At 25.2% G+C, this 25782-nt stretch carries 20 protein-coding genes; all 20 read left to right on the forward strand.

The genetic code is table 11. The annotated features are described in order from the left end of the window. The first annotated feature begins 15 nt into the window (after window positions 1-15). The 20 genes from I2E98_RS05315 (at window position 16) to I2E98_RS05410 (ending at window position 25746) form a co-directional block, all read left to right on the forward strand. Window positions 16-549, forward strand: coding sequence for a hypothetical protein (locus tag I2E98_RS05315; protein WP_195467930.1), 534 nt, complete (start codon window positions 16-18; stop codon window positions 547-549). A gap of 203 nt (window positions 550-752) precedes the next feature. Next, window positions 753-1538, forward strand: coding sequence for a Fic family protein (locus I2E98_RS05320; protein ID WP_195467931.1), 786 nt, complete (start codon window positions 753-755; stop codon window positions 1536-1538). A gap of 224 nt (window positions 1539-1762) precedes the next feature. Further along, a complete protein-coding gene (locus I2E98_RS05325) occupies window positions 1763-1981 on the forward strand; it encodes a DUF1659 domain-containing protein (RefSeq protein WP_195467932.1) in 219 nt (72 codons plus the stop codon). Window positions 1982-2002: 21 nt separating this feature from the next. Continuing rightward, window positions 2003-2218 carry a DUF2922 domain-containing protein gene (locus I2E98_RS05330; protein ID WP_195467933.1) on the forward strand — a complete coding sequence of 72 codons (216 nt, stop codon included), beginning with the start codon at window positions 2003-2005 and terminating at the stop codon, window positions 2216-2218. 234 nt (window positions 2219-2452) lie between these two features. Then, window positions 2453-2986: a DUF2800 domain-containing protein gene (locus tag I2E98_RS05335; RefSeq protein WP_195467934.1), complete on the forward strand. Its 534-nt coding sequence runs from the start codon at window positions 2453-2455 to the stop codon at window positions 2984-2986. 35 nt (window positions 2987-3021) lie between these two features. After that, entirely contained in the window at window positions 3022-3930 is a 909-nt protein-coding gene (locus I2E98_RS05340) for a hypothetical protein (RefSeq protein ID WP_195467935.1), read from the forward strand. A gap of 66 nt (window positions 3931-3996) precedes the next feature. Beyond that, window positions 3997-5328, forward strand: coding sequence for a DnaB-like helicase C-terminal domain-containing protein (locus I2E98_RS05345; RefSeq protein WP_195467936.1), 1332 nt, complete (start codon window positions 3997-3999; stop codon window positions 5326-5328). A gap of 128 nt (window positions 5329-5456) precedes the next feature. Next, the gene (locus tag I2E98_RS05350; RefSeq protein WP_195467937.1) at window positions 5457-6227 is read left to right on the forward strand and encodes an EFR1 family ferrodoxin; all 771 of its coding nucleotides are present in this window, start codon (window positions 5457-5459) and stop codon (window positions 6225-6227) included. A gap of 267 nt (window positions 6228-6494) precedes the next feature. Then, window positions 6495-8084 carry a MotA/TolQ/ExbB proton channel family protein gene (locus I2E98_RS05355; RefSeq protein WP_195467938.1) on the forward strand — a complete coding sequence of 530 codons (1590 nt, stop codon included), beginning with the start codon at window positions 6495-6497 and terminating at the stop codon, window positions 8082-8084. A gap of 2 nt (window positions 8085-8086) precedes the next feature. Next, window positions 8087-8824 (forward strand): OmpA family protein, encoded by a 738-nt coding sequence (locus I2E98_RS05360; protein ID WP_195467939.1) that lies wholly within the window; start codon window positions 8087-8089, stop codon window positions 8822-8824. A 2-nt stretch (window positions 8825-8826) separates the two neighbouring features. Further along, entirely contained in the window at window positions 8827-9660 is an 834-nt protein-coding gene (locus I2E98_RS05365) for an HNH endonuclease signature motif containing protein (RefSeq protein WP_195467940.1), read from the forward strand. 282 nt (window positions 9661-9942) lie between these two features. Continuing rightward, window positions 9943-10941 (forward strand): hypothetical protein, encoded by a 999-nt coding sequence (locus I2E98_RS05370; protein WP_195467941.1) that lies wholly within the window; start codon window positions 9943-9945, stop codon window positions 10939-10941. Between the two features lie 17 nt (window positions 10942-10958). Then, the gene (locus I2E98_RS05375) at window positions 10959-13541 is read left to right on the forward strand and encodes a 3'-5' exonuclease (protein WP_195467942.1); all 2583 of its coding nucleotides are present in this window, start codon (window positions 10959-10961) and stop codon (window positions 13539-13541) included. A 164-nt stretch (window positions 13542-13705) separates the two neighbouring features. Continuing rightward, window positions 13706-14014, forward strand: coding sequence for a hypothetical protein (locus I2E98_RS05380; protein ID WP_195467943.1), 309 nt, complete (start codon window positions 13706-13708; stop codon window positions 14012-14014). Beyond that, complete coding sequence (locus tag I2E98_RS05385) at window positions 14014-14712, forward strand: hypothetical protein (RefSeq protein WP_195467944.1); 699 nt, start codon at window positions 14014-14016, stop codon at window positions 14710-14712. The genes I2E98_RS05380 and I2E98_RS05385 overlap by 1 nt, the downstream gene beginning before the upstream one ends. A gap of 266 nt (window positions 14713-14978) precedes the next feature. Further along, on the forward strand, window positions 14979-16679 hold the full coding sequence (locus I2E98_RS05390; protein ID WP_195467945.1) for an AAA family ATPase: 1701 nt from the start codon (window positions 14979-14981) through the stop codon (window positions 16677-16679). Beyond that, the gene (locus I2E98_RS05395; RefSeq protein ID WP_195467946.1) at window positions 16654-19011 is read left to right on the forward strand and encodes a restriction endonuclease-like protein; all 2358 of its coding nucleotides are present in this window, start codon (window positions 16654-16656) and stop codon (window positions 19009-19011) included. The genes I2E98_RS05390 and I2E98_RS05395 overlap by 26 nt, the downstream gene beginning before the upstream one ends. Before the next feature lie 524 nt (window positions 19012-19535). After that, window positions 19536-21275 carry a phosphoadenosine phosphosulfate reductase family protein gene (locus tag I2E98_RS05400; RefSeq protein ID WP_195467947.1) on the forward strand — a complete coding sequence of 580 codons (1740 nt, stop codon included), beginning with the start codon at window positions 19536-19538 and terminating at the stop codon, window positions 21273-21275. Continuing rightward, a complete protein-coding gene (locus I2E98_RS05405) occupies window positions 21275-22165 on the forward strand; it encodes a DUF4007 family protein (RefSeq protein WP_195467948.1) in 891 nt (296 codons plus the stop codon). Before I2E98_RS05400 ends, I2E98_RS05405 begins: the two co-directional genes overlap by 1 nt. Before the next feature lie 14 nt (window positions 22166-22179). Further along, complete coding sequence (locus tag I2E98_RS05410; RefSeq protein ID WP_195467949.1) at window positions 22180-25746, forward strand: hypothetical protein; 3567 nt, start codon at window positions 22180-22182, stop codon at window positions 25744-25746. Window positions 25747-25782 lie beyond the last annotated feature (36 nt).

Below are 25782 nucleotides of genomic sequence, written 5' to 3' on the forward strand. Positions count from 1 at the left end.
AAAAGGTGGTTAATTTTGAGAAAAAATATATTTAGTACTTTATTGATTATTATAGTTTTTAGTTTTGTAGCTTGTGGAAATACTCTGCCTAAAGATTTAAAAGATTTTACAGTAGAATTAGATGGAGTGACCTATAAATTACCTGCTGAATTTTCAGAATTTGAAGAAGATGGTTGGGAAGAAGTAGGTGGGATGGTTTTAAATCCAAATGAATATTCTATATTAAGTGAAATGAAAAAAGGGAATGCTGAAATATATGTAAATTTCTTTAACGATAATAATGCTGCAAAAGCAACAAGTGACACAAAATTAGCAGGATTGAGTGTACATGATACATCAGGAGTAGAGTGTAAACTACCAAAAGGTATAACTTTTGGGGCAACTAAAGAAGATATTATAAAAGCCTACGGAGAACCTAATGAAATAGAGAAATATGCAGAAACAATAGAAGATTTGAAATATCAAAAAAATAAAAATATAAAATATGTATTTAGAGTTGAAGAGGATAAGGGATTAATATTAATTAGTATACTAAATGTAGAAAAGTAAGAGGTAATCTGTTAAGTTTGTTTTAACTAAAATATAGAGTGGTGTTAGTATAAAGTAGTAGACACATTAAATTGAACTAAGTAAAATAATATTTAGTTTAAAGAAAAATAATATAAAATACTCTCCATATAATAGTGGAGAGTATTTTATATATATGGTAAAATTAATTATTAATTAGATTAAATGATAGGGTAGGTAGTAAGATGTCAGATGATTTTAAGGCTAGAGATGTTCAGTTTTTTAGTAATTTTAAAAAAGTAAAATTTAAAAGCTATAATGTGAAAAATTGTAGACTTTCACAGAGTGAAATGATTAAAATTATAGAAACATATAGATATAGACCCTTTAATGATAGAATTGCATATTTAGAAGTATATACATCTAATAAGATAGAAGGTAATACTTTAACAAAAGGGCAAACAAAAGCTGTACTTGAAGGAATAGCTCAAGATGCTGATTTAAGATCACAAACTGAAGTAATACAATTAAACAGAGCCATAAGAGATAATTTTTCTATAAATAATGATTTAAGTTTAGAGTTTATTTGCAATATTCATAAGGATATAACTTTCAATACACTAGAAAATAGTACGTGGGAAGGAAAAATTAGAAGTAATCAAGTATATATTTCAAATAGTCTAATTACTCCACCACCAGAAAATGTTATAAATCAATTAAATGAAGCTATAGATAGATTTAACAATAGTGATAGAGAGCTAATAGATATTTTAAAATTCAAATTAGATTTTGTAAGGATACATCCATTCATGGATGGAAATGGTAGGTTATCAAGACTTATTATGAATGGACTCTTAACTGCTAAGGGTTATCCAAGAATAATTATTAGAAATCAAGATAAAGGTTTTTATTATGATGCAATAGAAGCTTCATTAAGAGTAGGAAGATATGATGCATGGCTTAAGTTTATGTTAACTTACATGAAATTTATGTGTGAACTAGAAGATATGTTTTTATTAGATATAGAATAAATAGTGAAAGTAATGCAGTTGCAATATATGAATAGAAAAATAGTAGTTAGTTTTAAATAATAATAAAGCTAACTACTATTTTTTTATGGCAATTATTAATATTTTTATTTTATTTGAAAAAAATAAATAAAATCTGTAAAAACTCCTTTTTCATGTATATATCTTAAGTGTAAGGCAAAAAAATAAAAAAACTTACAAAACAAAATGAAATGGGGGAATTTATTATGGCAAACAAAGCTTTAGAAAGCACAGTATTATCAATTGAAGTTCAATCAGCAATTGACAAGGATGGGAATCCAACCTTTACAAAAAAGAAAATAGGTAACTTAGTAGCAAATGCAGATCTTAATAAAGTTCAATCAGTAGCTGCAATAGTAGCAGATTTACTTAGTGCAAATACTAGAAATTTCTATGTAACTGAATTATCTCAAATTCAAGAATAATAATATGGAGGTGCGTGAATTATGGAATATACATTAACAATGACATTTTTAACTGAAACAGGAGAGAAATCTAACATTTCAATTTCAGATGTTAAGGCTGGTATAACAAATGATGAGGTACAAGCTTTAATGGATAGCTTAATTGAAAATAATATCTTTGAAAATAAAAAGGGAGCTTTAGTATCAAAATATTCAGCTCAAGTAACTGAAAGAGCCGTTACAAAATTTACTGTATAGTAAGTTAATTTAATAAGAAGAGGTAGTAATAAGAATTATGTAAAAATAAGGCTTATTACTGCCTTTAAATCTTATAAAAATTTATTACAAGTTACCAACAAGAAAAAGGTGTGAAATTCTTAATACATATATAAGAATTTTTTAAATTAAGTTAAGAAATTTATTAAAGATATGAAAAAAACATATTGTAATATATTACCAAGATATAAAAATAATTAAAGGGTGGAGGAATTTATGAAGATTAATTGTGTAGCAAATGAATTAAATGAAGAATTTATTAAGGAAATGACTATATTAAAGTTAGAAAAAAATTATGGTTTTATTGAAGGCGAAGAATTTAAAGAAGCAGTAATAGCTTTAGGGTTAAAGTATGGTTTTTCAGATTATGCAGAATTGTTATCATTTACAGCCTTTAAAGTAATAGTTAATAGAATAGATGAAATGCAAAATGAAAATGTAAGAATTTTATTTAATGAAACTGTGGAAGTTCCCGATGGTGATGATTTTATTTCAAAAACTTGTGATGTAATTTTAATAGGAACAGATGTTATAGAGGTAATTACTTTATTTTCAGCAAATGTTAATGTTATATCTGCATACGACAATGAGGAAATTAAGTTTTTAGGAATAGGAGCTATAGATAAATTTTTATCTAGGATGGAGTGCAGCAAAATAAGGCTTATAACAATCCAACCTAATTTAGATTTATGTTCAATATATGAAACTACTATAGAAAAAATGTTACATGAGTACGATTTTGGTCTTTAGGTAGATAAAGTAAAGGTTTAAAAGGAGGAAATATAATGAATACTAATGGTCAAGTTATTACAAATGTTTTTAATGACAAAAATATTAATAAAGATGAAAGATATATGTTTTTAATGTTTATATCAATGATAGAAGAAGTTAAAGATGAGATTGCTATTTCAATTGCAACTTTGATGGATGCATTCCAAACTAAGTGTAAAAAAAAGATCTTAGGGATTTTAAAGTCCTTGGAGAATAAGGGATATATAGAAATAATAAAAAGTGTAGGAAGAACTAATAAATATAGAGTTATTAAAAATTATCTTAATGCAATTGTAAATAACTTTGACCATGATAATAAAGAAAGCCAGTATAGTTGTGAAAATCACTATGCTGGAGATTTTTATAGCAAAAATACTAGTAGCAATGGAGAACCAGGTAATGGTATTACTAGTGGTAATTTAGATACTGGTAGTAATATAACCACTGCTAATAATGATACTGGTAGTTATATTGAACTAGTTAGTAATGAATATGATAAGTATTCTGAACATAAGGTAAATAGCGGGTTTGAGGGTGGTACCTATGCTTCAAATAATAATAAATATAATAATATATATATAAATAAAAATAATAAATTATATATAAATATATTTAATGCTTGGAATGAAACTGGAATAAGTAATGAAAAAATATTATATAAGCCTATTAAATCTGCAATAGAATATGCAATTAATATTTATGGAGAAGAGAATATAATAACTGCTATAAAAAATTATAGTGAAGTTTACCATAGCAGTCATTACTATGACTATAGTTGGACTTTAGCAAGGTTTTTAATAAAAGAAAATGGTGTTAAAAGGTTCTTAAATGATGGTGATATGTGGTGTAATTATAACTTCAAGGTTAAAAAAAAGAATCAAGAAGAGAAGTTTAATATAAATATTGAGGATTATATAGATTAGAAAAAATATCTTTAAATCAAGAATAGAAAACAAATTATTAATTAAAGAATTACAGAGGGGTATTTTATGGTGATATTAAGTAATAATCAAATACAACTAGAACAAGAAGTTTTAGGGGGAATGCTTAAAGATAACAATCTTATTATTATGGCAAAGGATAAGATAAAGCCAGAGATGTTTTTATATTCTAAACATATGAGAATTTATTTAGGTATATTGCAAATGGTTGATGAGAATTTAGAAATAGATCTAATAACTTTTTTAGAATATCATAAAGGAGTTATAGGTGATATGGATGGTGTTAGTTATGTATCAGAAGTATTTACTTGTAGTTCTAGTGAATTAGCTTTTAACACAAAATTAGAGTTATTAATAAATAATTATAAAAAACATCTTTATCTTGAAATGATGGACAAGGTAAATAGTGATATGGGACTTGATGAAATTGAAAGTGAAGTTGAAAGTGTAAAAGTTAAAATTCATAAGTGTAATATAAAAAAGGAAATAGATATAGAAGGGCAATATGATGAATATGTAAATTGGCTTTATGATGAAAATAGAGACAAGGGCATAAAGTCTGGATTAATGTATCTTGATAGATATTTAGGTAATTTTCAAAAGGGAAGGCTTATAACTGTATTTGCTAGAAGTGGTGTAGGTAAGACTACATTTTCTTTGCAGATTGCTTCTAATATGGCACTAAATGGACATAAGATTTTTTATGGTAGTTCAGAAATGAGTAGAAATCAAGTGTTTAGTAAACTAGCAGGTAGCTATTTATCTCTATCTACTAAAAGTATTGATGAGGATACTATATTAGCAGAGGATAAGGATAAAATAGCTAACTTTATGGCTAGATTAATAGGAAGTAAGATTTATGTATCTACAGAAGTTGATTTTGAAAAGTTTGTTAATGAGATAAAGGTGTATAAAATGCAAAATGAGTTGGATGTTGTATTTGTTGACTATATTAATAAGTATATAGATTTTTCTGATAAGGATCTTATGACAAATAGACTTGGGAAGATAAGTGGAGTATTAAAGAAACTTGCTATGGAAGAGAATATTTGTATCGTTTTATTAGCTCAGGCCAATAGGGTAGTTGATAAAAAGGGGGGAGATATGGCTATTGAAAAAATTGATTCTAGTGATATTCAAGATAGTGCTAGGATTGAGCAAGATAGTGATCAGGTTATAGCTCTTTATAGGAATATTAAGCTTGATGACAGAGCTTATAGAGATATGTTATTTAAACAAGGGAAGCTTAAATATAATTCTAAGAATGCAGATGAAAATCCTGAGTGTATGAATGCTGTTGTTATAAAGAATAGACATGGGGGAAGGGGAACTTGTGCTTTGAAGTGGAATGGGATGTATTCTAGGGTTAGTGATTTTTAAGGAGAAAAGTTAATTTTATTTTTATAGATAGTTAATATTACAATGAGTAGAATAAAATAATAGTTTTATTAGTATAAATTTATTAATTAAGAAATAATACTGACGTAATGTTGATTAGAGGGATAGAAATGAAAATAGGAATTTTTTATTTTAGTGCAACAGGAAATACTGCAGATTTAGCAAAGGTAATGAAGTCTACATTAGAAAAGAAGCATCATATAGTTGAACTAAGAAAGCTTGAAGAGGGATGGTTTAAAAATTATAATGATTTTGACTTTTTTATATTTGGAGCTCCAAAACATTGTGAGTATATGCCTTTATTCTTTTTAAATTGGCTAAAACAGAATGTAAGTAAATGCGATAAACCAATTGAGGCTGCTGTATTTATAAATGGTGGTTCAAGTATTAAAGCAGGATTTAAAAAAATAATTAATATTTTGAAACCTAAAAATATTAATGTTAAAGCAAGTAAAACTATAAAAATGACAAATAATTTTTTCTTACCTCCATTTGATAAATTTGATGGGGGAGATGCTACAGTAAATTGTAAAGCTGCTGAAAAAGTTGCAGAAGAATTTGCAATGGATATTAGCAATGGTAAGATGAAATTAGAAAAAGCTAAATTCGCTATGGAGAAAATATGTAGGTATACTAGTTATGTTTACGGTAAAAGTACTAAAAAGATGGCTAGAAAATTTTCTACATCAAGTAAATGTAATAAATGTGGAACTTGTGTTAGGAGTTGCCCTGAAAATAATATAGATATTAAGGGTGGGAATATTGTTTTCGGAGATAATTGTGTAGTATGTGCTAGGTGTCTTAACATATGTCCTATGAATGCTATTCTTTATAAGGGTAAAGAGGTTAAACAATATAGATTGAAAATAAAAGAGATATGATATGATTATGGAAAGCACTTACTTAATGTAGGTGCTTTTAATATTGATTTAAAATACAAGGAAATAAGATATTTTATTTCATAAATTGACATATAATTACTATTGTTTTATTATGGAAATATAGATAAATAGTTATTAATTAAGGGAAAAACAACAATTATGAATAAATATTCCTCTAATTATTGTACTATTAACAATAATTATATTATTAAAATTAATAAAGAGACAAAAAGAATAAAAAATAGAAAAAGGGGAGAATGAGTAAAAATGGAAATGAGTAAAATTATAGATTTAGGCTGTTATGGTGGAATAATATTCACAATAGTTATGTTTTTTAAAGAAAACAAAAAAGTTAATAAATGGGGAGGGGTAGCATCAACAATTGGTGTACTAGGAACATTTGGAGGAATAGCAATAGGATTAATGGACTTTGATCCTCATAATATAAGCGATAGTGTTCCTAAATTACTAATAGGAATGAAGACTGCATTTAGGACTTCTATAGTAGGTATGCTAGCATCGCTAGGTATGAAGATAATACAAAATTTTTTAGTTGGAAAAGAAGAGGAAAATATAGATAGTATAGAAGATTTATTTAAGCAAATGCTCGCAGAGAACAAAAAAACAAATGAAACATTAATAAAAAATCAACAAGAAATGATAGATCAATTTAATAAACAAGATAGTAATTGGGAGAGAAGTCAAGAAGCTTTAGCAGAAGAAATAAGTAATTTAAATGGTAGTTTAACAAGCAAACAGGATGAATTAATTCAAGAGTTCAAAGAATTTGGCAAGGAAATGGCAAGGAATAATACAGATGCTCTTATTGATGCACTAAATGATGTAATTAAAGATTTTAATAATAAAATTACAGAGCAATTTGGTGATAACTTTAAAGAGTTAAATAAAGCAGTTGGTGATTTATTAGTATGGCAAGAAAATTATAAAGAGGTTATTGAAACAACTCAAAATAATTTAAAACTTGTCTTTGAAGCTATATCTAAGGTGGAAGATGATATTAGTAGCATAGCAGCTAGTTCAATAATAATTAAGGATAATAATGAAAAGTTATTAATGATATTAGATTCTATAGATAATCAACAAGATTCAATTGAAAATGGATTAAAAACTTTATCAGATGCTTCAAAAAATGCTATAGAGTTAATCCCTAATCTAGATAGGTATTTTAATAGTAGTAAAGAGCATATAGTAAAATCTATTGATAATTTCCAAGGATGTTTAGAGGAAAATGCTAATAAACTTAATGTACATATAGATAGTGTTGTTTCAGATACTGAACAAGCAACAGCAGTTATTTTTGATAAAACTAAAGAATGTTTAGAGAAAAATAATGATCTATTTAGAAAAGAAGTAACTAAATATATAGAAGAATTTAATACTCTAGTAGAAAAATTAAGTGATGTAATTCCAGATTTAAGAAAGAGTATAGAAGATGCAAACTTAAGATTTAATAATGATTTAACTAAATTTACAACCGAAATAAATAATGTTACAGAATTACAAAAAAACTCTATACAAAGCCAATGTGTAACTATAGAAAATACAACTAATAGTATGAATAATAGTATTGATACTATTATTGTTGAGTCTAATAAGAGGTTAGAGGAAGTAACAATTAATACTTCTCAACAAATAAAAGATATTGTAGAAGAGGTAGAAAAGGTATTTACAAATAAGGTGGATCAGTTAGATAAATTATTAGAGACTGAATTAACAAATTCATTAAATTCTTTAGGTAGACAATTAGTAACTATATCTGAAAGATTTACAGATGATTACGGAAGGCTAGCTGATAAACTAGCTGAGGTTACTAAGATACCAGAAGGAGTTTATTAATAATGAGTAAATTAAATAAATTCAGAAAGAGTACAGAAGAAGAATCAGTTTGGTTATCTATATCGGATTTAATGTCTGGTTTAATGATAGTATTTTTATTTATTGCTGTTGCATTTATGAGTAGAGTAGCAGATGAGAATATAGAAATGAAAGAACAAAAAGCCACAATAGAAAAAGTAGTACAAACTTATGAAGAAACTAAAGGTAATATTTATTATGACTTATATGAAGAGTTTAAAAATGAAGTAGAATTGTGGAGCATGAGAATTGATAAAGATGGAACTATTAGTTTTATTGAGCCAGAAGTTTTATTTGATGCAGGAAAGGATGAAATAAAACCACAGTTTAAAGAAATATTAAATTCATTTTTCCCAAGGTACATAAATTTAGTTTTTAATAAGTATAAAGACAACGTATCTGAGATTAGAATAGAGGGACATACATCTAGTGAATGGAGTGGTGGAAATACAGAGCTAGATTCTTATTTTGCTAATATGAAATTATCACAAGATAGAACAAGAAATGTATTGATGCATTTAATTAACTTAAATGAAAGTCAACAATATAAAGATTGGTTAATAAGCAAAATAACAGCTAATGGAATGTCATATAGCCAGATTATACTTGATGAGCAAGGAAATGAAGATAAGGAAAAGTCTAGAAGGGTAGAGTTTAGAATTATTACTAATTCAGATGAGATTATAAATGAAATTATAAATGAATATGAGGAAGAGGAGTAAACATGAAGCTACCAAATTATATAAAAAATAATATGTTTACAAGGATTAGAAGGAAATTGAATATACCCAAAGGATATGTTACAGAGCTAGAGTGTGATTTAAATCATGTAAGTCTAAATTTAAAACAAGCTAATTTCACTCAATTAGAAAGAGGAAGAGGTATAGATATAGACTTAAATCAATTAGAGGTAGGTATTGATAATACTTTGGTTTACGAAAATAAGAATGTTATTTTATATATAAGGGATCAGTACTCATATAAATCTGAATATAAATATCATATATCTTGGTGTAAAACTCTAAAGGAAATGAGAGGTAATCATAAATTAAATAGATATGTTATAAGTAGAAGAACTGATGGAACTTTTTTTGTTAATATTTTTGATAGTAGTACTCATAAATTAGTTAGTGAAAATGAAGTTCGTAGGCTAGGAGTATGTAAAAACTGCCTTTCTGAAATTAATTATAATGAATATAGCTATTCTAATTATCAAAATAAAAATAATATTTATTTAAATTTTTCTATAAATGAATTCTTAAAAAAATATGATACTAAATTTCATCAGCTTCCTAAGTATACTGAAAATAACTTGCCAATTAATCAATATCCTAGTAATTGGAGTGAAATATCACTTAAGTTTAGAGAATATAAGAGCTGGAAATGTGATGAATGTGGAAAGGATTGTTCAGATAATAGAGGTGAACTTGATGTTCATCATTTAGATAGTAATAAGTTTAATGTTGATTATTCAAATTTAAGAGCTTTATGTAAGAGTTGTCATGGAAATCAGCCAGGTCATAGTGGATATAAAAGAATTAATAGATATTATAGATAATAAAAAAACAATACATATTATAAAAAAGTGAAAATTATATCAGTATAGTTAAATATTTAAGCAGTTACAAAGTTTAATTCTGTAGCTGCTTTTTTAATGTATAGGAAAGTATAAAATTTTTAAGACTTAAAAGCTAGTTATATCAAGGGTTTTAGAGTTTAAAATTGCAAAATTGTTACCACGAAGTGGGCGTGGCGAAGCCACTTTGTTCTTATTTTAGTGGACATAAATAAATATCCATCTATAATTAAATAATAACATTTAATAATAGGGGGAATTAGTATGTATAAATATTTAGAATCAGTAGAGCATGGAGAAGTTTATTTTGATAAGGAAGATGATAAAGGAGCTATTAATTTAATAATCAAAGAAGAAGATAATAGTTTAGAAGCTTTAAAACAGATATCAAATATAGAAGTAAGATATATACCATTTAAAATGAAGAGTGCAGAAATATTAGTTCTGATGTATAGATTTAATAATAGTGATGATTTAATTTATGTTCAGTATTTTGACTATTCAAATAATTGGTGTAGAAAAAGGATAGAGCGGTTTGCCATTGCTGAAAATATTATAATAACTATATTAAATAATAATAATGAAGCTTATCATAAAACTCAAATTAAAAATGATGCTAGATTTATTGTAAGAGATTTTTGTAATTATTCAAAGAAGAACGGGTATTTAAATAATCAACACTTTAAAACCGTAAAGAGAAGAATGAATATTGGTTATTCTAAGAGAATAAAGTTATTTAATATTGATAAAATTGAGTATCATAACCTATTCTTAGGTTTTATAGAACTTTTAGGGTTAGTAATTAAATTAGAAGACAATAAAATTATAATTACTCTAGAAGGTTTAGCAAAAGGTGATTTTGCGAATGAGGTAATTTCAGATGCATTAAAAGGTTGTGAGTGCTCGGAGTTATGTGAAAAATTATATAAAGATATTATGGATATTTTAGAGTTGGATAGAAACTTAAAAGTTTATGATGATTTATTTAGTTTATTAAATAATAATAAAAATAAAATTAAAATTGCTACTCTTCTTTACTTAGATAGAGAAGATGAAGAAGATTATGATAAAAAGTATGAATTAGTAATTGATGAAGGAGTAAAGGAATTAGATAAATATAATAAAAATATTTATTTACTTAATTATTTCTCAGAAAATATGAAAGAGATAACAGAGATAGGAAGTTTTGTAACAAAAGCTATACTTGAGTATCTATCTAATTTAAATAAAACCTCAGAAAGTAATGAAAATAATAATATTTAATTGAGGGGGACAAGTTAATGGAGTTAAATGAAAAACAGAAACAAGTTGTATCAGAATTAAAGAATAATATTATTTTATTAGCATCAGCTGGAACTGGAAAAACAGATGCTATGTCTAGAAGAATAGCTAATATTATTAAAGAAAAAATGGCAAAGCCATCAGAAATACTTTGTATTACATTTACAAATAAGGCTTGCAAGGAAATGAGTGAAAGAATTGAAGCAATAGTGGGGGCAGATGCTAGAGGAATTAGTATAAGAACTTTTCATAGCTTTTGTTTTGATATAATCAAGCAGCAAGCTAAAAAAAGAACTGATATATTTACTGATTTTATAGTGTTTGATGAAGAAGATTGTAAAGAGCTTATTAGTACTTGTAATTATTATGATTATCCTATTAAGGGATTAAAAGAGTTTGTTGATTTAGTAAAGACTGAAAGATTAAGACTAAATATTTATACAGATGATAACAAGGAAGATATTAATAAGATAATTAAATCTATATTTGAAGATAAAGAAGATAAAATAGATAAAATGTGCTTTATAGATAGAAGTTTGGATACAGATATGAAAGATTATCTTAAATATAATGGAGCAAAGTTAGTTATTACTTATAACTCATTACTTAATAATAATCATGGACTAGATTTTAATGACTTAATAGAACATGCTTATAAATTATTTAATGAAGAAGAGGTAGTAAATTCTCTTTCTAAAAAGTATAAGTTTATAAATATAGATGAAATGCAAGATACTAGTACATTAGAGTATTCAATAATTGAGAAAATATTTAAAGATAATAATATATTACTTTGTGGTGACATATTTCAATCAATATATCAATGGAGAGGGGCTAATCCAGATATAATATTTGAAAAGTTTATTTCTAAGTATAATCCTAAAAAGATTATATTTGATAAAAATTATAGAGCTACAAAGAACTTAACAAATACGTCATTAGATTTTCTTAAGAATTCATTTGGTGAGAAAATAAGTGAAATGTATAAAGATGGGATAGAGTCTTCATCTAGTATCGAAGGTGACAAAATAATATTTTCAACTAAGTATGGAATTAGAAATGAAGGAAGATTTATTGTAGAAGAGATAGATAAGCTAATACAAGAAGGAATAGATATATCTAAAACTTGTGTTTTAACAAGAGATAATAAATATAATATTGAGTTAAGTAAGGCTTTAAGTAGCGCAGGACGTAATAATTATAGATTTATATTAGTAGATCAATATAAGTTTTTCAGAAGACAAGAAATTAAAGATATGATAGCATTTTTAAAAGTAATTGCTAATAAAAATGATTCTATAAGTTTATCTAGAATACTAGATAGGTTACCAACAGGAATAGGTAATGCAACTTTAAGTGATATAAATTCTGATAAATATAAACAAATAGGGATTACACTAGCTGATTATATTAATCCAGATTCAGTAAACTATGGAGAGAAATATTCTTTACTAATTAATGAACTTGAAAATAACAATATTATAGTTTTTGATGTAGAAAGTACAGGTGTTGATGTAACAGAAGATGAAATAATTCAAATAGCAGCTATAAAGATTGATAAAAATGGTAATGTTATAGATACATTTGAAAGGTTTGTTAAAAATAAAAAATCAGTTGGAACATCTGAATTTGTACATGGATTTTCAGATAAATTCCTAAAAGAAAATGGTGAAGAAAAAGAAATTGTATTTAAAGATTTCTTAAAGTTTAGTGAAGATGCTGTTATTGTAGGACATAATGTTCAATATGATGTAAACATATTAACAAGTGAATTAGAAAAGCTTAATTTAGGTAAGCATAAATTTAAAGGAATATTTGATACATTAGATATTTATAGAAGATTTTATCCTAATGCAAGAAATCATAAATTAGAAACACTTAGTTCAATATTTGCTACAAATCATAAGCCTACTCATAATGCAATGGATGATATTTTAGCAACAGGACAATTACTAATTTATGCAGTTAATGAGTATTTAAAACCAACTACTATGGAAAGAATGGCTTTAATGAGTAAATACTTAAAAAGTTTTAAAGATATAAGAGATAAATTAAATGATTTATTTATAGCTTCTGAAAATATGAGAGCATATGAAATAGTAGAGTATGTAATGAATACTGTAGGATTAAAAAATATATATAAGGGTGAAGAAAGTAAAGCTAGGTTAGAACGTTTAAGAGACTTCTATGCCTTATTAAGAGATATGGATATCTCTGAAAAGAGTAATAGAGATTCATTACTAGATGTAATTAAAATTACAGGTTTATCAAATGGAGAATTAGAAGAGCTAATGGTAAGAAGAGGTGGCATAACAAGAATACCAATAATAACCGTTCATCAAGCAAAGGGCTTAGAGTTTGATAATGTATTTTTAGCTGGTATTCAAGAAGAAACATTCCCATCATTTATATCTGTAATAAATAATAATATGGAAGAAGAAAAGAAAATATTCTATGTTGCAATTACAAGAGCTAAGAAAAAACTATATATAACTTCAAATACTAGAGGGTTATATGGACATAGTAAAGATGTTAGTAGATTTATGAAATTAATTCCACAGAAGTATTTAGAGATTAGATAAAAATAAATATAAAAAATATTAGATTAAAGCAGTTATAAAAGTAAGTTTTGTAAATGAAAATTTATCGTTTAATTAACCACTATGAGAGATTTGTTTTTAAAGGAATTTAGTTTGATTTATAGAAAAGTATAGTATAAGAAGTAATATGGTAGGGGGATAATGAGGTGAGATTAAAAAATTTTATTAATAATATTAATCCTGATAATGTAGAAAATTTAAAGCTTATTGGTGGATTTATATTTACAATAATTAGTGGAGTTTATTTTGTTGTTAATTATTTCTATAATCAAATGTATAAGCAAAAAAATCAATCTTATTATGGGATACCGAGTAAGTATTTTCAAGGAAGTATAGAGGATAAAATATTTTATTTAATCTTAATAATTGTTTTAATTTCTATAATTTTTAGTTCATTATTATTAGTATATAAAAATTTTATAAAAATAGAACTGCTAAAAATACTGATAAACTAATGGCATGGCTTGTTACTTTTGCTATGGGAGTTACTTTTTCAATTTTAAATATAAAAAATTTATTTGATATTATGGATATTATAGAGAATAATAGGTTTGCAATATTTGTTAATAATCATATATTTGGAGTGTCAATCCTAATTGCATTGTTTTCAATTGTTGAAATTATATGTATTACATATAATGATGAAATAGGAAGCAAACTTAATGAAAAGCAGAAAAAGTACTTTAATATGTTTACTGATGTAATATTTGTTCTAGTACTTATTATGTTAATAGTAGCACTTGGCGTAAAGTTTTCTGTTAATAATAATAGACTTAAATTATCAATAGTAATTACGATACTTTCAGTAATTAGTATTATAGGTATTATGTATAATAATGAAAAGTTGAAAAAGTACTTTAATATGTTTGCTGGGGTAATATTTGGTCTATCTTTTATTATGTTAATAGTACCACTTTTTGTAAGGTTTTCTTATAATCCAGAAAGTAAGACAATATACGAAACAACAATTTATGAAGATAAAAATATGGCTATTTTATCTGATCTAGATGATAAAGTTTTAATAGCTGAATATGAAATAAATGAAAATAAAGAAACTATATTAAAGACATATAACTATATAATTGTAGATAAAGAAAACTTAGTTATATCATATAAAGATTTAGGTGAAAAAATAATTGTTGTAAAAGAATAGTATGTTTAAAAATATAAAACAGTGTATGCTGAAAAATATTATTAATTACAAAAGAACCATGAAGTTATTTAAAAATAAAAGAGATATGATATTTATATAGGAAGCACTTACTTAATGTAGGTGCTTTTAATAATTTTATATGATTTATAAGTAAAGATAATATGGATTGAAGAATATTTTATTGTAAAAAATATTGTATAATAAAATTAAAGTAGTAGAATAAATTTTTTGCGTAAACTTATAAAATAAAAGGAGATTTTTTAGATATGATAAAACTATCCAGAACATGGATTAGAAAAGATAATAAAGATAATAGATATATAGCAACTAAAAGAGTTGATTCTTCAACTTTTGGACATGGTACAGTGATACCACAAGCTTTACATAATGAATTTTTAGATAATTTATCAGTGAAGCTATCTAAAGGACAGAAACAGTTAGTGACAGTTATTTGTAATGGAAAAAGATACAAAAGTAAAATTGATTGGGTAAATAATAATGAAAATAGAAGAAGTGATGATGTCATAAGAATAATGTTTAATGATAAAAGTTTAAAAACATTATTAACAGAAGTATTAGAGATATCATACGACTATATTGTAAAGTATATTAATCAAAATGGTAAAAATCCTAATGAGTTACCAGAAGATTATGAAGAATATATAGATTTCTATAAAGGTAATGAAAAAGACACTTTTATTATCAAATTAATATCAAAAAAAGATGAAGAAAAAAATGATTTAGAAGATAATTTAGAAGATGAAGATATAATTGAAGACAATACAAATGAAGACTTAGAAAATGAATTTTGGAATATAGCTAATATAAATGATGAGATAAGCTATATTCATAGATACATATCTAGCAAAGGATTTCATTATAGTGAAGAATTAATTAAAAACTTTTATTTATCTCTTAAAACTAAACCTTTCGTAATATTAAGTGGTATTTCAGGAACAGGTAAAAGTAAAATAGTTGAGCTTTTTGCAGAAGCTATTGGTGCCAATTATAAGAATAAAAGATTTACTCTAATTCCAGTAAGACCAGATTGGTCTGATGCAACAGAGCTTTTAGGATATAGAAATATTGAAAGTAAATTTACTCCGGGAATAATAACAAGTGTTGCATATGAAGCAATGAAACATCCAGATAAACCTTATTTTATATGTTTAGATGAAATGAATTTAGCTAGGGTAGAATATTATTTTAGTGATATTTTATCTTTAATGGAAACTAGAAAATTAAATGATGATGGTGAAATTATAACTGAAAATTTACTTAAAGAAGTTCAGTTCGGAAAAGGAGATATAGAAGCTATAGATAAATATGGAGATGTATACATCCCAGAAAATCTTTATATAGTAGGAACTGTTAATATGGATGAAACTACATTTCCGTTTAGTAAAAAGGTTTTAGATAGAGCAAACACTATAGAATTTAATAAAGTAAACTTAAAATATAATTTTCACATAGATTTAGATGAAGTTGAATTTAAAGAAAGAATTTATAGTAATGAATTTTTAAAGTCTAACTATTTAAAGATTTCACAGTGTAAAGATAATAAAGATATAGCAATTAAGGTTATAGATGAATTAATAAAAATAAATGATATCTTAGAAAAATACAATCAACACTTTGGATTTAGAGTAAGAGATGAAATAGTATTTTATATGATATATGCAGTAAAAAATAATATTTTTGATTTTGATAAGGCTATGGACTATTGTATAACTCAAAAAATATTACCTAAAATACATGGAAGTAATTCAGACATTTTAGAAATATTAGTTAAGATATTTAATATTTTAAATGATTCTAAATTTAATGCTGAAGATTACTTAGATGAAAATACTTTAAAAGAGATGGCTAAGATAAGTAAAGAAAGCAATTATAAATTAAGTAGTGAAAAGCTTCTTTATATGATAAGGAGGTTTGTAAGGGATGGATTCACAACCTTCTGGCAATAATAAAGAGCTGATTTTTATAGAAACTGATGAAATATATTTTGTTATAAAGGGAAATGAAAATGCAGTAGGATATTCAGAAGAAAAAAGCTTAGATGTAAGATTTAATTGTAATATTATTAATTCTGAGTTTGATGAGAATATTCATTTTAAAGAATACAAAAATTATGAAATAGTAATTGAGGCAAAAAATAAAGTTAAAATAGATTTTTATCATGATAATACTAATATTAGAAATAAAGTAACTCCAACAGGTAGAAGTGGTAAAATGCTAAGTGGAATTATTAACTTCAGAGGAGATGTAGGATATTCCGATTTATATGTTTTTGTAAATGGTAATGAGCATTTAAAGGTTACAGTAGAGATATTCCCAAGCAAGATAGATTATAAAGATGATTATAAAGAATTACTTAGAGATGTTAATGAAGAAATTTATAATTTAGCTTATGGATTTTTAAGTAGTACTTATTTAGGTGCTGAGTTAGCAAATAAGAGTGGTAATACTTATACAGAATTTTATAGTATTTTAAATTATATTTATGAGAAGTTAATTAAGGCTATTAATATTGTAATTTATAATCCACATCATGGTTTAGTTAAGGATAGTAGAATTTGCAAATATCATTCTTTAAGAAATACTACTAATGAAACTATTAAGTGGCTTGAAAAAAGACCTCATGTTGTGAAAAATATTGAAGGAAGATATATTCCAAATGAGGCTTTACAGATAAGTAAAAGAGTCACTTATGATACAAATGAAAATAGATTTCTTAAGTTTATTCTTTTAAGAATAGTAAAGAAAATTGATATGTTTATTAGTAAGTATAACAAATCATATTGGAATAAAGATGAGGAAGTTATTAATAAGCTGATTTTGATGAAAAAACAGATTATGAAAATAGTTAATACTTCTTTTTTAAAGGAAGTATCAAATATGCATCAAAATATTTCTGTATCTTTAGTGTTTAGTATGGCTAGTGGATATAGAGAAATTTATAAATATTATTTGATGTTACAAAAGGGGTTAAATATTAATAGTAATATATTTGCTATATCTATGAAGGACTTGCCATTATTATATGAGTATTGGTGCTTTATAAAAATAAATTCTTTATTAAGAAAAAAATATAAACTAATTAGTTCTGATTTTATTAAAGTAAATAATGAAGGTATAGTAGTGGCTCTTCGTAAGGGGAAGAGTTCTACCCTTGTATATGAAAATCCTAGAACTAAGGAAAAGTTTAGAGTGTTATATAATACTAATACTTTATCAGGGACTATTAATCAAAAGCCAGATAATATTCTTTCTATTGATAAGGGAAAAAGCACTATGGCTTATGAATTTATATTTGATGCTAAATATAAGATAGAAAATAGTAAGGATTATAAAAATAGGTATGGAGGAATAGGGCCTAAAGAAGAGGATATTAATACAATGCACAGATATAGAGATGCTATTGTGTATAAAAATAAAGATAACAGCAAATATGAAAATTGTATTTTTGGAGCATTTGTACTGTTTCCACATAAGGATGAAGAGGAATTTAAAAAGCATAGTTTTTATAAGAGTATAAATGAAGTTAATATTGGGGCAATTCCTTTTTTACCTTCTAGTACCAAGCTCATGGAAGAGTTTTTAGATGAATTAATTAATGAATCATCTTATTCTACTTTTGAGAGATCGTTAGGTCAAATTGGTAATGATGAATATTTAAGAGATGAGTATTTTAATAATAGAAATGTTTTAATTGGTCCAGTTAAAGATGAGAAGCAATTTGATATAGTAATGGAAAATAATTTTTATCATGTTCCTAAGAAAAGTGTTGATTTTGTTAAGAATAAGGTTGAATATGTGGCATTATCACAACCAATAAATAAGTTTAAAAATGAAGCAGGAATTTCTTATTATGGAAAGGTTATTGAGATAAAAGAAGTTGAGAGAAGAAAAATTAGTGAGTTACCTAAGGATTCTAATGAAATTTATTATTATATTAAAGTTGAAAAGTGGATTAAGTTACCTAAAAAGATTGAAGTAATGGGATATGCTGTTAGAAGATGTCTTTATAGTAGTGAGTATTTATTAAAAAATGCCACTATGATTGCTGAACTTTTGATTAAGAGTAAAGAAGAATATAGGGCTTGGTGTGAATTAAAGAGGTTTGGAGAGAATGCTGTTTTAAATGAAGATGATAATAAGGTAATGCATATGGAATGTGGTAATGGAAAGTTAGTTATTTTTAATAAGCATGAGGTTAATGTGTATAGTAAAGGGAATATTGAGAGGTTTAGTATTAGTGAATTTAGTAGGAATATACGAAGAGTAATTCAAAGGTGATACAAAGAAAATTTGTGTTATTAGCATACCTAAGTTTTATAACAAATAGATAGAATATTTTATTTCAATAATATATTATGAATAACGGCAACAATATTCGACATAGAAGTTATGCATATTAAAGCATAATTAGAATTGAATAAAGTCTAATATTAAGACTTTCTAATAGTGTAATATTTTAATTTTAAATATTTAAATATAAAATAAAAATTTAAGCGTGTTTATTAAAAATGTTTAATAAAATTTAAAATAAAAGCGCTGAAAATATATATTTAAGGAATTAGATGGAAAAAATAATTTTAAAATAAAATATATTACCATAAATAGTATTAATATGCATAATATACACATGTTTCTAATATAAAATTCGACAAAATTAATTTATCTATTATTGTATAATAAAATTAAAGAACTTTAGGTAAAAATTGTGAGAGTATAATTTATATTAAATACTGATTTTTTAGTATAAAAAATAAAATATTATTAATTTGTATATAAAGAATATAACCAATGAGGGAGATGACATGATTAGATATTTTTGTGAAACATGTAATATTGAAGGGGATTTAAGCACATGTTCGATATGTGGTGAAAGAACCCAGATTAAATCAAAATTATATTGGTGTAAGGAATGTAATATACCAATATATGATGAGTATTGTTCTTTATGTGGAAATAAGGGGAAAGAAAGCACAACTGATATAAGACCAGTATTTCCAGAAGAAAGGTTACTTTTAGAAGTTTTAATTGGAGAGCCTTTTAAGTTTTTAAAATCATCTGTGTGGAATGGTTCAGGTAATAGGTACATAGTTGATGGAAGTGCATTAAAGGTATCTATTTCTGACTTAATGAAAATGGATTCGAAGGAAGTTATCAAAAAGTTAAATGATTTAAAAGATCAAAATACATATAAATACTTCAATGAATATATCGAGAAATTTAAAAAGGCTAACATAGGAAGATTTAATTCTATAGTATCAGAAGCAACTCAATTTATAATTGAGGAAAAAAGAAATTATGGAGATGATGAAACTTTTGTATCTTTTTCAGGTGGAAAGGATAGTACAGTTGTAAGTGATTTAGTTATAAGGGCACTAGGGAATCCAGGTATTATACATATATTTGGAGATACAACATTAGAATTTCCAATGACTGAAGAGTATGCAAAGAGGTTTAAATTAAATCATAGAAAAACACCATTTTTATCTGCTAGAAATAAAGAAAAGAATTTTTATGATATGTGTGATGTTGTTGGTCCGCCGAGCAGGGTTATGAGATGGTGTTGTATTGTATTTAAGACAGGGGCAATTACTAAGAAAATAAATGCTACATTTAAAAGTAAAAAGAAGATATTAACTTTTTATGGAATTAGAAGAAATGAATCGGTAAGTAGAAGTAAATATGATAGATCAGTAGATAGTCCTAAAATTACAAAACAAAAAGTATCTTCACCTATAATAGATTGGTGTGACTTTGATATATGGTTATATCTTTTAACTACTAATATAGATTTCAATGATGCATATAGACTGGGATATTCTAGAGTAGGGTGTTGGTGTTGTCCTAATAATAGTTCATGGGCACAATATTTAGCTAAAATTTATATGCCAGAGCAAGCAGATGCTTGGAGAAATCAATTAGTTAAGTTTGCTAAAAGGATAGGAAAACCAGATCCAGAAGTATACGTTGATGAAGGTAGTTGGAAGGCTAGACAAGGTGGAAATGGTGTTGAATATAGTAGTAATATATTTGTTTCATTTAAACCATGTGCAAATGAAAATGAAAGCTTTAACTATGAATTAAACAAGCCTATTACTGAAGAATTATATGAATTTTTCAAACCTTTTGGTTGGATAAATAAAGAAATGGGAAATGAAAGATTAGGACAAGTTTATGTAGTTGATAGGATAGGAAATCCTATTATTAGGCTACAGGGGAAAATTGGAAGCAGGCAGTTGAAGATAACAGCTTTAAAAGTTCCACTAGGAAAAGCGAGAAGTCTAAAAGAAGTTAAAATGAAAATAGATTGTCAATTAACTAAATATCAAATGTGCTTGGGATGTTTAGGATGTGAAAGTGCATGTAAACATGATGCTATTATTGTTAAAAAACCAGCACATAAAAATGAATTAATATTAAATAAAGTTAATGACACATATAGGATAATAGATGAAAAATGTGTGAGATGTGGAGAGTGTATAAATCATTTTGATGGTGGTTGTTACATGAGGAAGGTTCTTATAACAAAAAGAGGTGACAGTTAATGAGTAATACTAAAATTAAGATAAGAGGACATGAAAGTTTTTATATTAGAGAAGGGTGGTTAAGAAAAGGAACAATTGCAATTAAGGAAGATCCGTATCTTCTTTCAAATTTACAAGTCGCTATAGACAAGCTAGGAGTAGGATCAGCAATGGTAAAGTCAATTAGGTATTGGCTACAAGCTATTGGATTAACAATTGAAAAAAGGGGAGATAAAGGAAAGAGATATCAAGTTTTATCTAAAGATTTTGGAGATATATTAGTTAAAAGAGACCCTTATTTTGAAGATTTAGGTACATTATATTTATTACATTATAAATTAATTACAAATAAAGAATTAGCAACTATATGGAATTTGTTTTTTAATAAAATAAAATCTACGGAAATGAGTAAGCATCAAATGGAAGAGGCAATAAAGCAATTAATATTAAATATAGATCCAGAACATGCTATTTCTTCAAGATCATTAAGTGATGATTGTAATTGTATAATTAAAACTTATTTTGCAGAGAAGAATGATTTTAAAAATCCAGAAGATAATTTAATTTGTCCTTTTTCAGATTTAGGATTGATAAAAAAGGTAAACGTAAGAGGAAAAGAAGAGGTAATATATAAAATAAAACCAGATAAGAATAAGTTAGATAGATTAATTGTACTATATGTAATTATGGATAATTTAGGATTAGAAACAGCCACTTCTATCAAAAATTTAATAGAAGATGAAAATAATATAGGAAAAGTTTTTAATTTAGATAAAAATTCTATAAACAGTTATGTAGATAAATTAGAAGATGAAGGATATATAAGAGTAAATAGAACAGCAGGACTTAATACTATCTATCCTACAGATCTAGCAGTAAATATTTTAAATAAATATTATTCAGAAGTTTAGGAGAGTGTAACTAGATGAAATATGCTGATTTTATTAAAGGAAATGAAGGATTTCAGTATTCAATTAATATTCAATACGATTTAATGAATATTAATAAAATAAAAGGATATATTCCAACGAGGAAATCTGTAGAAATTTTAAAAGAATATTTATTAAATAATGTTGTTGATGGTAGAGATAAAGCTACAGTTTTAATTGGACCTTATGGGAAGGGTAAAAGTCATTTACTATTAGTGTTATTAGGATTAATGTGTGGAGATAATGAGATAAAAGAATTAGAAGTTTTAGTTGATAAGGTAAAAGCTATAGATAACACTTGCTCAGAACTTGCAATGAATGTACTAAAGAATAAAAAGTATTTACCTATAGTTATTAACTTTAATTCAGGAGATTTAAATCAAGCTTTTTTAATTGCACTAAATCAATCTCTTAAAAATCAAGGTATTGAAGATGTACTTCCAAATACATATTTTGATTCAGCTTTAAGTGTGTTAGAAGGATGGGAAAAATACGATCAAACAATAAACGTAGTTAAAGAATTAATTAAAGCTAAATCTAATGTAACTTTGGAGGCTTTTAAAAGAAAATTAAAATCATTTAGTACTGATTCATATGAAATATTTAAAGATATATTTAAAGAAATAACTTCAGGTATAGAGTTTAATCCACTTATAAATACAGATGTTGTTAAGCTGTATGAAGAAACAAATCATATATTAAAAGAGAAATATGGATTTGATGGAATAATTATAGTCTTTGATGAGTTTAGTAAATTTATTGAAGCTAGCGCAGGTATAAATAGCGCTATGAATTTAAAAATATTACAAGACTTTGCTGAATTAAGTAATAGATCTAAAGATCCTCAAATGCATTTAGTATGTGTTACTCATAAAACAATAAATGAATATATAAGTAAGATTCCACAAGAGAAAATAGATGCATGGAGAGCTATTGAAGGTAGATTTAAAGAAGTATTATTTAATACAAGTGCACAACAAAATTATGAATTAATAGCAAATGCAATAGTCAAAGATATAAATAAGGTTAAAGCTATTTTAAAGGATAAAGAATTTATTTCGGATAAGAATATTTGGAGTGCTCAAAGTTTATTTAGCTATGATAACGAAGAATATATGAAATATATTCTTGAAGGATGCTTCCCTTTAAATCCATATTCAACATATGCATTACCTATTATAAGTGAAAAAGTTGCTCAAAATGAAAGAACTTTATTTACTTATTTAAGTAAATATGAGCCAAATTCATTAATCGACTTAGTTAATAATGAAGAGGATTTTGATTTAGTAACAATAGATAAAATTTATGATTATTTCGAACCTTTATTTAGAAAAGAGACATTTAATGAAGCAATTCATGATATATGGGTAAAGGCTGATACAGCATTAAAAATTGTATATTCAGAAGAAGCAAAGAAAATTATTAAAGCTTTAGGAATAATTTATATAGTAAATGATTTTACATCATTGCCTCCAACAGAACAAGTTTTATGTAATGTTTTAAATATAGAAAAGAAAAAGTTAATAGAGGAAATTGAAAGTTTAAGAAATACAAATGTTTTAGTTCTAAGAAAAAGTAGTGATACATTAGATTTTATACCTTTATCATCAGTTGATATAAATACTAAGATAACAAATTTAGTTGAAACTAAGTTTAAATCACCTAATATAGCTGATATATATAATGAAATAGTAAATTTAAAATATGTATTACCTAAAAGATATAATGATGAATATAAAATGACTAGATTCTTTAAGCGTATTTTTATGACTTTAAATCAAGTTACAGCTTACTTAAGTGCTGAAAAAATACTTAATGATTATAATGCAGATGGATTAATAATAGATTTAATAAATGAAGAAAAAGAAGACAATCAAAAAGCTATAGAATGGATTAATAGCATAAATGATAACAGAATAATATTAGTTTTACCTAAAGAAGTTATAAATATAAAGCATGATATTTCAGAATATAAGGCAATAGAATTTTTAAAAGCAGATAGTGAATTTTTAAAAGAGGATTCTGCAATTGAAAGTCAGTTAGATATTTTATTTGATGATATAGTTGAAAAGATAACAACTTATATTAATACAACTTATGATATTTCGTATAAAAATAATATAGTTTATATAAATAATAAAAAATATAGTGGATTAAAGCCAAATAAGTTGTCTGCACTTTTATCAGATATATGTAAGGAAAATTTTGAGAGAACTCCTATAATAAATAATGAACTTATAAATAAAAAGGAAATATCATTACCTATAAAAAAAGCAAGACATAATATTATAGAAATGATATTAGATAACTCTTATTTAGAATTTGATTATAATAAAAATTCTGCAGAAAGTACGTTATTTAGATCTATGTTAGTGAATAAAGGATTACTTAAAACTAAAGATGATTATAGTGATGATATACAATTAGTATTAAATGAAATTAAAAAGTTTATTTTAAAATCATCTAATAAAGAAGCTTCATTTAATGAACTATATACTTTATTAACTACTAATGAAAATAAAATAGGAATAAGAAAAGGTGTTTTACCTGTTTATTTAGCATTTATATTAAAAGATTATAAAGAAGAAGCTGTAATTTATTTAAGAAGTGGTAAGAGTAAAAAAGAACTGATTTTAGATTCTTCAATAATAGAAAATATAAATGAAACACCTACGGAGTATTTAATAAAGTTAGAAGAAGGAACTATAGAAAAAGATATTTATATAAATAATCTATTTGATATGTTTAACAGTTATTTAAATAAACAATCAAATAATAAGTATGTTGATATTATGAATGGGCTGAAAGGATGGATGCAATCCTTAAGTTTATATTCTCAAAACCATAAAATCAATATTAAATTAGATGAAGAGATAAGTGATGAAATAGTAAAGTTAAGAAGGGAATTAGTAAAATACGACATTAATTATAGAAGCTTTATATTTAACAACATACCTAAATATTTAAATGTAGATTCTTATGAAGAGTGTATTGAAAAATTAAAGGAAATTAAAAAATATTTAGATGAACATGATGATACAGTTAGAAAATACTTAATATCAGAAACCAATAATATGATTGATGATAAGTATACGGGAACATTATCAGGAAACTTAAATAAGTGGTATAGAGGATTATCAGAAGAACAAAAATGCCATTTATATGATTCTGAAACTAATGAGTTTTTAAGATTAATAGAAAAAACTACTAATAATGATATTGATATAATAAATAATTTAGCATATATTTTCTCTAATTTATCAATAGAAGATTGGAATGATAATTGTGTAGATATTTATTTAAAAGGCATTAAAAATAGTAAAGAAACTATAGAAAATTATGAAGTATCATCTGATATAGATGATACTGATGGAGTAATAAAAATAGTTTTTGAAAATAATGATTCGGAATTAGTAGAGAAAACATTTAATAAGACAGAAATATCACCAATAGGAAGCACTTTATTTAATGCAATAGAAGAAGTTGTAGATGAATACGGAAGTTCTATAGATGATAATGAAAAAAGAAATATTTTAATGGAAATTTTGTCAAAGTATATTTAGAAAAGAAGAGGGGGTTAACCCCTCTTTGGCGCAAAG

The organism is Clostridium sp. D43t1_170807_H7 (assembly GCF_015555905.1).
Lineage (GTDB): Bacteria > Bacillota > Clostridia > Clostridiales > Clostridiaceae > Clostridium.

Excerpts from the sequence above, each read along its gene's own strand:
- I2E98_RS05320 (WP_195467931.1), top strand. The coding sequence starts at position 753 with ATGTCAGATGATTTTAAGGCTAGAGATGTTCAGTTTTTTAGTAATTTT.
- I2E98_RS05325 (WP_195467932.1), top strand. The coding sequence starts at position 1,763 with ATGGCAAACAAAGCTTTAGAAAGCACAGTATTATCAATTGAAGTTCAA.
- I2E98_RS05330 (WP_195467933.1), top strand. The coding sequence starts at position 2,003 with ATGGAATATACATTAACAATGACATTTTTAACTGAAACAGGAGAGAAA.
- I2E98_RS05335 (WP_195467934.1), top strand. The coding sequence starts at position 2,453 with ATGAAGATTAATTGTGTAGCAAATGAATTAAATGAAGAATTTATTAAG.
- I2E98_RS05340 (WP_195467935.1), top strand. The coding sequence starts at position 3,022 with ATGAATACTAATGGTCAAGTTATTACAAATGTTTTTAATGACAAAAAT.
- I2E98_RS05345 (WP_195467936.1), top strand. The coding sequence starts at position 3,997 with ATGGTGATATTAAGTAATAATCAAATACAACTAGAACAAGAAGTTTTA.
- I2E98_RS05350 (WP_195467937.1), top strand. The coding sequence starts at position 5,457 with ATGAAAATAGGAATTTTTTATTTTAGTGCAACAGGAAATACTGCAGAT.
- I2E98_RS05355 (WP_195467938.1), top strand. The coding sequence starts at position 6,495 with ATGGAAATGAGTAAAATTATAGATTTAGGCTGTTATGGTGGAATAATA.
- I2E98_RS05360 (WP_195467939.1), top strand. The coding sequence starts at position 8,087 with ATGAGTAAATTAAATAAATTCAGAAAGAGTACAGAAGAAGAATCAGTT.
- I2E98_RS05365 (WP_195467940.1), top strand. The coding sequence starts at position 8,827 with ATGAAGCTACCAAATTATATAAAAAATAATATGTTTACAAGGATTAGA.
- I2E98_RS05370 (WP_195467941.1), top strand. The coding sequence starts at position 9,943 with ATGTATAAATATTTAGAATCAGTAGAGCATGGAGAAGTTTATTTTGAT.
- I2E98_RS05375 (WP_195467942.1), top strand. The coding sequence starts at position 10,959 with ATGGAGTTAAATGAAAAACAGAAACAAGTTGTATCAGAATTAAAGAAT.
- I2E98_RS05385 (WP_195467944.1), top strand. The coding sequence starts at position 14,014 with ATGGCATGGCTTGTTACTTTTGCTATGGGAGTTACTTTTTCAATTTTA.
- I2E98_RS05390 (WP_195467945.1), top strand. The coding sequence starts at position 14,979 with ATGATAAAACTATCCAGAACATGGATTAGAAAAGATAATAAAGATAAT.
- I2E98_RS05395 (WP_195467946.1), top strand. The coding sequence starts at position 16,654 with ATGGATTCACAACCTTCTGGCAATAATAAAGAGCTGATTTTTATAGAA.
- I2E98_RS05400 (WP_195467947.1), top strand. The coding sequence starts at position 19,536 with ATGATTAGATATTTTTGTGAAACATGTAATATTGAAGGGGATTTAAGC.
- I2E98_RS05405 (WP_195467948.1), top strand. The coding sequence starts at position 21,275 with ATGAGTAATACTAAAATTAAGATAAGAGGACATGAAAGTTTTTATATT.
- I2E98_RS05410 (WP_195467949.1), top strand. The coding sequence starts at position 22,180 with ATGAAATATGCTGATTTTATTAAAGGAAATGAAGGATTTCAGTATTCA.